Genomic DNA, 11,884 nt, shown 5'->3' on the forward strand with positions numbered 1-11,884 from the left:
TGATCGGGTTGATAGGCCAGGGATGTAAGGCTTGTGAGGGTTTTAGTTGACTGGTACTAATGGACCGATAGCCAAAATAACAAGGCATTTGGAATTGTTTTTGCGTGGGATTTTTGTTTGGGTGTTTGCGTTCACTGTGCGATGACTGGCCACCATAGTGGTGGTTGGTTGGTGTTTTGGTTGTGGCGGTGGTTATAGCGGCAAGGTTACGCCCGGTATCCTTTTCGAACCCGGTAGCTAAGGTTGTTTGCGCTGATGGTACTGCACTCGGTGGGGTGTGGGAGAGTAGGTTGCTGCCGCCATGTTTCTTATTGTGTGTGGGGTGTTACTCGGTTGGGTAACACCCCACACACATTTAACCCCGGGCCGAGCTCACTATTGCTTCGGGCCCATAGCTCTCGGCCGCACCTTGTGATAGATGCGGGAGTGGTGTACTTGCTGGGGGCCGTGGTTAGTAGGGTCATTCGTTTCAGCTCAAAAGCAAGGGCGTGCCTCCAATCCAGCGTCAAGCGAAAAAGTGGCCTGGACCTCAAAAATGCGTCGTCGTAGAGTAAACTAAAAGGCGCGCAACCGCGCACGGTCTACCCAATGGAGGAGATATGAAAGCAGCGCGTTACTACGGTAATCACGACATTCGCATCGAAGATATCGAAGAGCAGCCGCTAGAGCCCGGCACTGTGCGGGTCAAGGTTGCTTGGTGCGGTATCTGTGGAACCGACCTTCACGAATATCTCGACGGCCCCATCTTCTGTCCCGCGGAAGGCCATCCTCATCCGATTTCCGGTGAGGAAGTACCGGTTACCCTCGGGCACGAAATGTCCGGCGTCGTCGCCGAAGTAGGCGAAGGCGTGACGGACCTTGCAGCTGGCGACCACGTCGTCGTCGAACCGTATATTATCCGCGATAGCGTGGACACCGGCCCGGAATCGACCACCTACCACCTGTCCCCCGATATGAACTTCATCGGCCTGGGCGGCCGCGGTGGTGGGCTTGCCGAAAACATCGTCGTCAAGCGGCGCTGGGTTCACAAAATCCCGAATAACATCCCGCTCGACCAAGCCGCGCTCATCGAGCCGCTTTCCGTGGCCGTGCACGGCGTGGATCGCGGCGACGTCAAGGAAGGCAACTTCGCCCTGGTGGGCGGTGCCGGTCCCATCGGTGTGCTCTGCTGTGCGGTCCTCAAGGCCAAGGGGCTTACGGTCGCGGTGTCGGAACTCTCCGAACTGCGCCGCCAGCGCGCCGTCGATGCCGGCGTGGTCGACTACGCCTGGGATCCCCGCGAAGTCGATATCGTGGAGGAAACCAAGAAGCTCACCGGTGGTGTAGGTGCCAATGTTGCCTTCGAATGCACCTCGGTGGACGTGGTACTCAACCAGCTCATCGCGGCGCTCGGGCCGCGCGGCGTGCTCGTCAATATGTCCATCTGGGGACACCAGCCGAATATTGATATGCACTCCGTGGTCATGAAGGAACTGGATGTGCGCGGCGTCATCGCCTACGTGAACACCCACCCGCAAACAATTGAACTGGTTGCCTCGGGTAAGATCGACGTCTCCCCGTTCATCACCGGCAAGATCAACCTGGAAGACCTCGTAGACAAGGGCTTCGATACCCTCATCAACCGCAACGAAACCGCGGTTAAGATTCTCGTTTCCCCGAACGGCGAAGGTGAAGAATAAAATCGTAGCTCTCTGAGCGAGTCCCTTAGAAATAGCGCCCGTGGTAGGAGCACCTGCCGCGGGCGCTATTTTTATAGGCCGCGCATCTCCTCGGTTAGTGCCGGCCAGAACTTTCGGTGTTCGCGCCCGAAAGCTTGAGCGCCCAGGAATACCCCGGCCTTGCCGAGCTCCGGATCTACCCATAGGAACGAACCTGATTGACCGAAATGGCCGAAGGTGCGCGGCGAAAACGACGGGCCTGTCCAGTGGGGATGTTTCTCCCCGCGGATCTCCATGCCCAAACCCCAGGTATTATTGCGCTGCCACCCGTAGCCGGGCAGCAAGCCGGGCAATCCATCAAAATGCACGGCGCGGGCGTAGCGTGCTAACTTCGGAGAAATAAGACGCGGCCGCAGCAACTCCCCGGAAAAACGCGCCAAGTCACGCAGATTCCCCACCGCCGAATAAGCAGGGCTCGCCTCCACCGCGACCGAGCTTAGGCGCAGCGGCTCAATAACAACACGACGCACCCAATTTTGAATCGACATCCCGGTCTGATGCTCCAAATAATCACCGAGCACCTCAAAACCGTAATTCGAATAAATGCGTTTCTCCTCTACGCCTGCTCGTACCGGCCCTTCCTCCTCCGGCAAACCGGAAGCATGTGCGAGAAGATGGACAACCGTGGCACCGGGAGGGCCCGCCGGATCGTCAAAATCCGCCAGGCCGCGCTCCACCGCAATAAGGGTCGCCCAGGCCACCAGCAGCTTCGTTACCGACATGTAGGGATATATTTCCCGCGTATTCCCATAAGAAAAAGTGCAGCGCCCGGCAGCGTCGACAACTCCGAGCGCGTGCGGGAACGAAAAAGAATCCGAAGCGAGGCGGTTATCCACAGGCATGGTTCAAGTGTGCCATGCCCGCGGAAAACTTCGGGCTGGTGCAAGCTGCGCCACAGCGTGATAATAAACTTATCATGATGACAAAAGTATCTTCGTGTGTGTAGGCTGGGAATAGGCCACACTGATGTGGCGCTAACGGGAGGTTATGATGACCCTAGGAACCGGAGGGCTGATCGCAGTCCTCATCGCCGCGATTGTGCTCGTTGTTGTGCTCATCGTCGGCTTGAAATTACACGGCTCGATCGCCCTGACCATCGCGGCGATTACTGTCGCGCTGGTCACGGGCGTGAAGCCCGCGGAAGTGGGCGATGTACTCGAACAAGGCGTGGGCGGAACCCTCGGATTCCTTGTTCTTATTATTGGCTTCGGCGCAATTCTCGGGAAAATGCTGGAAGTATCCGGCGGAGCCGAACGTCTCGCCAAGGGGATGCTTCGGGTTTTCGGTGAGAAACGCGCCCCGATTGTTATGTCATTCCTCGGCTTGATTGCCGGTATTCCGGTCTTCGTGGAAGTGGGCTTCGTGCTCCTGGTTCCCCTCGTTTTCGTGGTGGCCAAGGAAGTGGGGTGCTCGAAGATCCGGGTAGGAGTGCCGCTGGCTATCTCCCTCATGGTGGTCCACTGCATCCTGCCCCCGCACCCCGCCGCTACCGCTATCGCGGGCACCCTCGGCGCAGATATCGGCATGGTTATTATGCTCGGTCTTATTGTGGGGATCCCGGCCGCTCTTATCGGCGGCCCGCTTTACACCGGAATTGGGCTGCGTCAGCTTGAACGTGCTCACGTTGCTGCGCGCGCCGGCCAGGTAAGCGGCGTCGTCGCCGCAGAAAAACCGGGCCACGAACCGAGCGAGGCACATAGTGACGCGCTTGCTGCGGGCGAAACCATCCTCAAAGATGATGCAGCGGAGCGCACCTTGCCCGGTTTCGGGATTACTCTCCTCACGATTCTGCTGCCCCTCATTATTATGGTGTGCCGCACCGTTGCGGATCAGACCCTTCCGGAGGAAAACGGCGTGCGCCAATTCGTGGACCTCGTAGGTAACCCGATTTTGGCGCTCCTCATTTCGGTGATTTTCGCGTACTTCTCGCTGGGGATTTCGCGGGGCAAGTCGCTTTCGGATCTGTCGTCGGTGACCGATTCTTCTTTCGCGCCCATCGGTGGGGTGCTCCTCATTATCGGTGCGGGCGGTGCCTTCAACGCGGTGCTGATGGCCTCTGGTATGGACAAGGCCATCGCGGGCGCCATGGGAAGCTTGCCGGTCAGCCCGCTTATCCTCGCCTGGCTCATCGCTATCGTGCTGCACTTCGCGGTAGGTAGCGCCACCGTCGCCATGATTTCCGCGGCCGGTATTGTGCTGCCGATGCTGCAAGCATCCCCGGATCTCAGTCCCGCGCTTATGGCTATCGCCGTGGGCGCCGGCGCCATCGGTCTCACCCACGTAACCGATTCGCTCTTCTGGCTGTACAAGGAATACATGGGCATCTCGGTGGGGGATGCGCTCAAGACCCTCACCGTGGGTACCACTATTGCCTCGGTGGTGGCCCTGTGCATGACCATGCTGCTTCATCTCGTCATCTAAAGGCCGCGTGGAGTAGGGCTGCGGTTTGCGCTGAGATGGCGTAGAAGTGGCGCCTCGCACTTATCTACTAACTAATCTGAGAAAGGACTCAGTCATGACAACTATCGCTGGAAAAACTCTCGAGCAATGGGTGGAGGACTACCCGCTTATTCAGGACCTCGTGGATCTCAAGGTCGCGGACTGGTTCAATCCGGAGGTGCTGCCGGCCGCGGAAGGTCTGGCAAAGGTCGGCCTCACCGTGGCTGATGTGGACGACGCCGCAGCGCGCCTCAAGCGCTGGGCCCCCTACCTCAAGCAGGTTTTCCCTGCCGCCCGCCCCACGGCTGGCATCCTGGAATCCCCGCTGGTGGCGGTTCCTACCATGCAGGCTCAGCTCGCCGAACGAAAGGGAGTGGAGATCCCGGGCCAGCTGTGGGCGAAACTTGATTCCCACCTGCCCATTTCCGGATCGATCAAGGCCCGCGGCGGGGTTTACGAAGTACTCAAGCACGCCGAAGAACTCGCGCTGGAAGCCGGCCTCATCACCCTTGAGGATGACTACCGCAAGCTGGATACCGAAGAAGCGCGAAAGTTCTTCTCCCAATACAAGGTGGCGGTGGGTTCCACCGGCAACCTGGGGTTATCCATCGGGATTATGTCCGCCCAGCTAGGTTTCCAGGCTTCGGTGCATATGTCCGCCGATGCTCGCCAGTGGAAGAAGGATAAGCTCCGCTCCCACGGCGTGAACGTGGTGGAATACGAATCGGATTACTCGGTTGCGGTGGCGCAGGGCCGCAAGGAAGCCGAATCGGATCCCACCGCCTACTTCGTGGACGATGAGAATTCCCCCTCGCTCTTCCTCGGTTACGCGGTGGCCGCGCGCCGCCTGCAAGGCCAATTCCAGTCCCTGGATGTCACGGTGGATGCCGAGCATCCGCTCATCGCCTACCTCCCCTGCGGGGTGGGTGGTGGCCCGGGCGGCGTTGCTTTCGGCCTCAAAACCGTTTTCGGCGACAACGTCCACTGCATCTTCGCTGAGCCGACCCATTCGCCCTCGATGTTCCTCGGCGTTATGACCGGCAAGCATGACGAGATCGCGGTGCAAGATTTCGGTATTGATAACCTCACTGCCGCGGACGGCCTGGCCTGCGGGCGTCCCTCGGCTTTCGTGGGTTCGCGCATGCAGTACCTCATCGACGGCTACTACACCGTTGAGGACCAGACCATGTACGAAAACGTGGCGCTCCTGGCCCACACCGAGGGCCTGCGCATCGAGCCTTCCTCCTCGACCTCCTTCGAGGGCCCCTTCCACGTGCTCGCCGCGAGCGAATACCTGGAGCGGGCGGGGCTCACCCCGGAGAAGCTCGCGGGTGCCACGCACCTCACGTGGATTACCGGCGGCAATATGGTTCCGGATAAGGAGATGGATTCCTACATCGCCAAGGGCGAAGAAACCCTGTAAAGCGGGGTAAAAAATCGGGGGTGCCACTCACTGTAGTGCGCACCCCCGCACTATGCCCGTCATTTAAGATATTTTGTCAGAAGATACAGTAATGGGGCCGTACGGAGGAAGGAGCCGGTGCCATGGAGTCGGCGGAATACGAAGCGATATCCGACGAGGTAATCTCCCGCGAGGTAATCTCCCGCGAGGTGACCTCCGGCAAAGCGATATCCCGGGAAGATAGCGAATATGTGGCCTCTTTCAAGCCGCTGGTCGAATTCCTCGGGGTGGCGCTGGGGGAGAGCACCGAGGTTGTGCTCCACGATGTGAGCGACCTCGACCATTCGGTTATCGCCATCGCCAACTCGCATGTCACCCAGCGTACTGTGGGCTCCCCGGCCACCGATCTCATGTTGCGGGTGCTGCGTGCCGGCGAAGGAACCACGGCCGATTACCTCACCGGTTACGAAGCGATTACGCCGGGTCGCGCGCGCACCTTGCGTTCGTCCACATTTTTTATACGACGACGGGGCCGCATCATTGGGATGCTCTGCCTTAATTCTGACCAAACCGTGCTGCGGCAACTGGACGAAACTGTCAAAAAAATTTCGGCCTTGTATTTCCCCAATCCCGAACGGCGCAAGGAGGCGACGGAGGAAAAGCCGGAAATTTTGGCATCCTCCGTTGCTGATATGAAAACGGCTGCCATGGAGTCGGTGCTTTCGCGCTATCACGTATCGGTGGACCACCTCACCCAAGCCGAACGCCTGGAAGTGGTGCGTTCGCTCGACGAGGATGGATTCTTCCAGCTGCGCGGTGCGGTAACCGACCTGGCGCTCGCGATGAATCTTTCCGAGCCCACCGTATATCGATATTTGCGCCAGGCGCGAGCTTGAGCGGCCGGCCCGGGGCCCTCGGCATGTTTCGGGACCTGCGAAACTCGATATCATGGCGGTATGACACGAGTGATTAAGAACTGGCTCACCGATATGGATGGTGTGCTCATCCACGAAGAAAAGGCGCTTCCGGGTGCCGCGGATTTTCTCAATAAACTCAACGAAAAAGAGTACCCCTATCTCGTTCTCACCAATAATTCGATTTTTACCCGGCGTGATCTTTCCGCGCGTTTGGAAGCTGCCGGACTGATCGTCCCGGAAGATCATATTTGGACTTCGGCGGCAGCAACCGCGAATTTCCTTGCGGATCAGGTCGAAAATAAGCGTGCCTACGTGGTGGGAGAAGCCGGCCTCACCACTTCGATGTACAACGTCGGTTTCGTGATGACGAACGTCAATCCGGAAGTGGTGGTCCTTGGGGAAACCCGAACCTATTCCATTGAAGCGCTTACCACCGCGATCCGCCTCATTAATAAGGGTGCCCGGTTCATTGCCACCAACCCGGATGTGACGGGTCCTTCCGATCTGGGGCCGATTCCGGCAACCGGGGCGGTGGCCGCCATGATTACCGCCGCCACCGGCCGCCAGCCCTATTACGTGGGCAAGCCGAATCCGGTGATGCTGCGCAAGGGCCTCAATCTTATTGACGCACATTCCGAAGAAACCGCGCTGGTAGGGGACCGGATGGATACCGATATCCTCGCGGGCATGGAAGCCGGGCTGCAAACCCACCTGGTGCTCTCCGGCTCGACGGCCCAGGAGGAAATCGTGAACTTCCCCTACCGCCCGGATTACGTGCATCCTTCCATCGCGGAAGTGGCGGAGCTGCTCTAGCTGCTTCTTATGCGGGCGGCCTATTTTACTGAGAGGGGTCCGTGCATACAGCTTTGTGCACGGGCCCCTCTGGCCGTATGAGGTCTTCTACGTGCCATTCCCATACGTGCCGCCTGGTTTCCGCTATCGGCCCCCAATTTTTCTCGGGTGGTTATGCTTCGAGGGCTTGGAGCACATTGGCACGGTTATCGCGCACAACGGCTTTCAGCTGGATCTCCTCCCACTCCCGCATGCCTTGCTCGAGTGTTGCGCGGGCTTCGGGTGTGCATTGGGCCCCGAACTCGTCAATAACAAAAAGGATGATTTCTTCCAGGCAGGGCCGGAATCTGTGCCCGCCCACCGGGAAATGGACATCGGCAATACGGGGAGTGCGGGCTTCGTTCTTGATGCGCCGGCGAGAGCGACGGGAATGGTGACCGCCCAGGAGCAAAGCATGTGTCCATTCGTCACGATGGGCATGTACCTGGATATGCGCGCAGGGAATATTCGAGCGTGGTGAGCGAATATAGTCCCAACGCGCCAAAGGCTCGCTGTTTTTTGCTCCCCGGGTGACCGAGAACGTTGATTCATTAACAGTGAGAGATCCAGTTTCGGAATCCAGGAAAACCTCGTAATCGAAACGGATAAAAAGGAGACGATCAACGCAAATGCGCCCCGACAGTCTTTTTAGCGGAAGATCTCCTTTTGTAACCTTCTGCGTGGATAGTGAAAATTCAGGGTCAATCAACTTCCCAATCAGCTGTAGATGTGCCGCAAATTTATCGGCATGCTCATCCAAGTGTTCGTTCACCACGGTAATACTCCTCGAAACGATCCAGACCTACCATCTCGAAATAAGCGTCAGACTCGTCGGGTCCGAGCTGGTAGTTATCAGCGCGCTGGTCGAATTCTTCGCGGGTCATCCTGACCTCACGCAAAATTTCCTCTTTGCGCTTGAGAACATCTTCAAGCGATGTAAAAGTAAGGTCTGGAAACAACTTGCGTCCCCTAACAAAACTCATGACTTTGCTCCTTCAATTGCATAGTTCCGGGTGGTTTTCCCCGTCCTTCTCCGCCATTCTCGCATGGCATAGGGACACAAAAAAGAGCTTTTTACCGCCCTGTGGACAAGGGCGACGTTTGGCGATTCTGTGGATACTTCTCACCCGTTGCTTGCTGTCAAACGCAAGCTCGCACACGGGTACCGATGGTCGAATAATGAGATAGCAAGGTCTGCACCCCACCCCTAAGTTACGCTACCGTAGGTAACGCGGGTGGAGTGCTTATGCCCGACGTGCGGGTCATATGCCCGTGCCCGGTATGCGGCTTCGTGCCGACGCCCGGCGCCCGGTGCGCCGGCTCGCCGCCTCCGCGTTACCCGCTGGCCGTGCCGCGGCTGGCGGTTTCGTGTAACGACGGAGAAATCATGCGTCAGGTTCATCCTTGGCGGGTGCTCGTCTGTGCCTGCCTGCTCACCTTTATCACCGGGTGTTCATACGTTTTCTCAATTTTCCAACTCCCGGCCGCTCAGCTATACGGGCTGAGCGCGGCGATGGGTGCCTACACTCTCACGAATGCCCTCGCCCCATTGCCCATGCTGCTAGGCGGGTACTTTATTGACCGGGGCCGCGCGGTGTGGACGGCAACAATCGGCGCGCTCTGCGCGGCCATCGGCTGGGCCAGCGCAGCCTGCGCGAGTTCCCCGGTCCACTTCGTGCTCGGCTACGGACTCATCGGTGGCATTGGAATGGGCCTGGTGCTCACCTCCGCGCTCTCCAATACCCTACGTTTCTTCCCGGGCCGGCGCGGGCTTATTTCCGGCATTATTTCCTGTGTGAACGGTGCCTCTGGCATCGTTATGGCGCCCCTGGCCCAGCGACTTCTCGATTCCAGCGACTTGCGCACCACCTTACTGGTCTTTGCGAGCCTTTACGCGGTGATCGCGCTCGTCGTGGCCTTAAATTATCGCGCCGCCCCGGTGGAGGGTGTAGCCGCGCCCGCCGCGCCCGCCACCGAAGTACGTCCGGCGCCCGCCACCGAATCGACGCCCGCCACCGAATCACGTCCGGCGCCCGAGGGCCGCGCCCGCGCTTCGCTCACCACCCGCGCGTCCCTCACCACTCGCGCGTCCCTCACCACCGGCCAAATGCTCGCGACCCCTGATTTCTGGCTCATTTTCGCCATCTTCATCGCCGGGGCCTTCTCGGGGCTCATGATTGTCTCCAATGCGGCTCCCATCGCGGCAAAAATGTTCCACTTCTCCGCGGCCAACGCCGCGCTTTTCGTCTCCCTCTACGCCTGCGCCGGAACCGCGGGGCGTTTCTGCTTCGGCTGGCTTGCCGACCGCCTCGGCCATGCCCGCACCCTCGAAGTCACTTTTTGCTGCGACGCTTTCGGCTTGCTGCTCCTCATCGTGGGTGGACACGACGTATTCGGGGGAGCGGGTACGTTCGGCGCCGCGAGCGGTGCCGGCAACCTGGCCAGCGGGATGTTCCTGGCGGGCGGCCTGCTCGCGCTCGGCCTGAGCTACGGTGGCACCATCGCGATCATGCCCGCCTGCGTGATGGATCGCTTTGGGCCGCGCTGGCAAGGCATTAATTACGCGCTCGCCTTCACCGGGTTTTCGGTGGCCGCTATTTTCGCCCCGCGGCTCGGCGCTCAGATAGGTGCTATGTACGACGGCGATTACACCCGCGCCTTCCTCTACGCCATGATTGCCTCGGCCACGGGGCTGGGCTGCGCGCGCATCTTGCACCTGCGCATCCGCGCCCAGCACACCTGCGCATCCGCGCCCGCCGCGCCCAGCACACCCGCGCCGCGTAGCTGAGATACCTGGCTGAGGTACCCAGCTGGGATAGCCGGCCAGTCCACCCCAGCCAGGATGCCTAGTCCGCGAACTCCATAATGACCGGGACGTGATCGGAAGCGCCTTTGCCCTTCCGTTCCTCTCGATCAATGATGGAGTGGGTATGCCGGGCCGCGAGCGCCGGGGAAGCGAAACCGAAATCGATCCGCATCCCGTGATTCTTCGGGAAGCGCAGCCGCTGGTAATCCCAGAAGGTGTAATCCGCTCCCTCGGCCGCGCGGGTAATATCCTCCACCCCGGCCTCCAGCAGTGCGGCCAGCGCCCCGCGTTCCTCCGCGGTTACATACATGCCTACGTCGTTCCGAAAATAATCAATATCCCAGACGTCAGTATCGCGCGGAGCTACATTCCAATCCCCCGCCAGCAGCAGCGGATAGTCAGGTTCCTCGCCCAGCCGCGCGCTCACCGCGGCCCGCAGTGCCTCGAGGAACTCCAGCTTGTAGTGGAAATGCGGATCCCCGTAAGCCCGCCCATTGGGAATATACAGGCTCCACACCGTGACCGCGTCCGGCCCGGTACCCAGGCGCGCTCCCAGGGCACGCGCCTCCACGGTGGGCGCGCTGAGGAGGGCGCCGTCGTCGTCGACCTTAGAAAAACCGGGCTGCCCGGGGAAGCCCACCTGCACGTTCGCGATCCCCACGCGGGAAAGAATCGCGACTCCGTTCCATTGGTTGAGGCCGGTGCAGGCGACCTCATACCCGGCGGCTTCAAAAATTTCGCGCGGGAACTGCGCGGGCGTGCATTTCGTTTCTTGTAGAAGGAGGGCGTCCAGGTCCCAGCGTTCCAGGACGGCGCGGGCGCGTTCGGCGCGGGCGCGCACAGAATTAATATTCCAGGTGGCAATACGCATAACACCAGTGTAGGGAGCCGCGGGCACGTTACCATAGCGGTTATGGGAAGTGCTCTTATTACCGGCGCCAGCGCCGGCCTCGGGCTGGAATTTGCGTGGCAGCTCGCGGCCGAAGGAAATGACCTCGTGCTCGTGGCGCGTAACCGGGCGCGTTTGGAGGCTATTGCGCATGACTTGCGCCAGGTTGCCGGGGTGCAGGTGGAGGTCCTCGCGGCAGATCTGTCGCGGCACGACGACGCACGTGCGGTTGCGCGCCGGGTAGCGCAGCATTCGCGTCCCATCGGTTTGCTCGTCAATAACGCGGGCTTTGGGCTGGGGCAGGAATTTTCTACCGGCGAATGGGAACGGGAAGAAGAAGCGCTCGACGTCATGGTCCGCGCGGTTCTCATCACATGTCACGCGGCGGCGCGGGAATTTTCGCGCCGCGGTTACGGGGGAATTATCAACGTCTCCTCGATGACGGCCGGTACCGCGCAGGGTACCTATTCGGCGCATAAAGCCTGGGTGCGTACTTTTTCCGAGGGGCTGGCCGCGGAACTGGCGCCGGCCGGGGTATCGGTCACCTGCGTGACCCCAGGGCTTATCCGCACCGAATTTCACGAACGGGCTGCGGTGGATGCTAGCCAGTGGGCCGATCTGCTTTTCGCCCAGCCCGAAGCGGTGGTGAATGCCGCGCTGGAGGCATGCCGGCGCGGGCGGGTGCTTGTTACGCCCACCCTGCTTTACAAGGCGGCTGCCGCGGCGCTGCGTATCGCACCGCGTTCCCTGGTGCGGAAATTCGCCGGGCCGGGGCTTTCTGGGCGCAACTAAAACGGACCGGCACCGTAGCAAAAACCACCCGGCTACGTAGCAAAAACCACCCGGCTACGTAGCAAAAACCACCCGGCTACGTAGCAAAAA

The 11,884-nt window shown here is 60.1% G+C and carries 11 protein-coding genes and 1 rRNA gene; 8 read left to right on the plus strand and 4 right to left on the minus strand.

From position 1 onward, the window contains the following. The first annotated feature begins 184 nt into the window (after positions 1-184). A 5S ribosomal RNA gene (gene rrf, locus QP305_RS08595) occupies positions 185-302 on the plus strand. A 297-nt stretch (positions 303-599) separates the two neighbouring features. Next, positions 600-1,679, plus strand: a complete 1,080-nt coding sequence (locus QP305_RS08600) for a 2,3-butanediol dehydrogenase (protein ID WP_274734495.1) — start codon at positions 600-602, stop codon at positions 1,677-1,679. 71 nt (positions 1,680-1,750) lie between these two features. Here QP305_RS08600 and QP305_RS08605 read toward each other — a convergent pair whose 3' ends face one another. Then, the gene (locus QP305_RS08605) at positions 1,751-2,560 is read right to left on the minus strand and encodes a serine hydrolase domain-containing protein (protein WP_274734494.1); all 810 of its coding nucleotides are present in this window, start codon (positions 2,558-2,560) and stop codon (positions 1,751-1,753) included. Positions 2,561-2,708: 148 nt separating this feature from the next. Here QP305_RS08605 and QP305_RS08610 point away from each other — a divergent pair, with 148 nt between their 5' ends. The 4 genes from QP305_RS08610 (at position 2,709) to QP305_RS08625 (ending at position 7,289) form a co-directional block, all read left to right on the plus strand. Then, on the plus strand, positions 2,709-4,139 hold the full coding sequence (locus QP305_RS08610) for a gluconate:H+ symporter (RefSeq protein WP_274734492.1): 1,431 nt from the start codon (positions 2,709-2,711) through the stop codon (positions 4,137-4,139). A gap of 94 nt (positions 4,140-4,233) precedes the next feature. Further along, the gene (locus QP305_RS08615) at positions 4,234-5,580 is read left to right on the plus strand and encodes a D-serine ammonia-lyase (protein ID WP_274734491.1); all 1,347 of its coding nucleotides are present in this window, start codon (positions 4,234-4,236) and stop codon (positions 5,578-5,580) included. 122 nt (positions 5,581-5,702) lie between these two features. Continuing rightward, on the plus strand, positions 5,703-6,455 hold the full coding sequence (locus tag QP305_RS08620; RefSeq protein ID WP_274734489.1) for a helix-turn-helix transcriptional regulator: 753 nt from the start codon (positions 5,703-5,705) through the stop codon (positions 6,453-6,455). A 60-nt stretch (positions 6,456-6,515) separates the two neighbouring features. After that, positions 6,516-7,289, plus strand: a complete 774-nt coding sequence (locus tag QP305_RS08625) for an HAD-IIA family hydrolase (protein ID WP_026429073.1) — start codon at positions 6,516-6,518, stop codon at positions 7,287-7,289. 151 nt (positions 7,290-7,440) lie between these two features. On the opposite strand, the gene QP305_RS08630 is transcribed toward QP305_RS08625, so the two are convergent. Both QP305_RS08630 and QP305_RS08635 read right to left on the minus strand, forming a co-directional pair. After that, positions 7,441-8,082 carry a hypothetical protein gene (locus tag QP305_RS08630; protein ID WP_274734487.1) on the minus strand — a complete coding sequence of 214 codons (642 nt, stop codon included), beginning with the start codon at positions 8,080-8,082 and terminating at the stop codon, positions 7,441-7,443. Continuing rightward, positions 8,060-8,290 carry a hypothetical protein gene (locus QP305_RS08635; protein ID WP_274734485.1) on the minus strand — a complete coding sequence of 77 codons (231 nt, stop codon included), beginning with the start codon at positions 8,288-8,290 and terminating at the stop codon, positions 8,060-8,062. The genes QP305_RS08630 and QP305_RS08635 overlap by 23 nt, the downstream gene beginning before the upstream one ends. 404 nt (positions 8,291-8,694) lie before the next feature. Between QP305_RS08635 and QP305_RS08640 the strand changes: the two genes are divergently transcribed. Continuing rightward, complete coding sequence (locus QP305_RS08640; protein ID WP_274734484.1) at positions 8,695-10,095, plus strand: MFS transporter; 1,401 nt, start codon at positions 8,695-8,697, stop codon at positions 10,093-10,095. Positions 10,096-10,153: 58 nt separating this feature from the next. Here QP305_RS08640 and QP305_RS08645 read toward each other — a convergent pair whose 3' ends face one another. Continuing rightward, on the minus strand, positions 10,154-10,984 hold the full coding sequence (locus QP305_RS08645; protein WP_274734483.1) for an exodeoxyribonuclease III: 831 nt from the start codon (positions 10,982-10,984) through the stop codon (positions 10,154-10,156). 42 nt (positions 10,985-11,026) lie between these two features. Between QP305_RS08645 and QP305_RS08650 the strand changes: the two genes are divergently transcribed. Beyond that, positions 11,027-11,794, plus strand: coding sequence for an SDR family NAD(P)-dependent oxidoreductase (locus QP305_RS08650; RefSeq protein WP_274734482.1), 768 nt, complete (start codon positions 11,027-11,029; stop codon positions 11,792-11,794). The last annotated feature ends 90 nt before the right edge of the window (positions 11,795-11,884 follow it).

It is taken from the genome of Actinotignum timonense (assembly GCF_030216305.1).
Taxonomy (GTDB): Bacteria; Actinomycetota; Actinomycetes; order Actinomycetales; family Actinomycetaceae; genus Actinotignum; species Actinotignum timonense_A.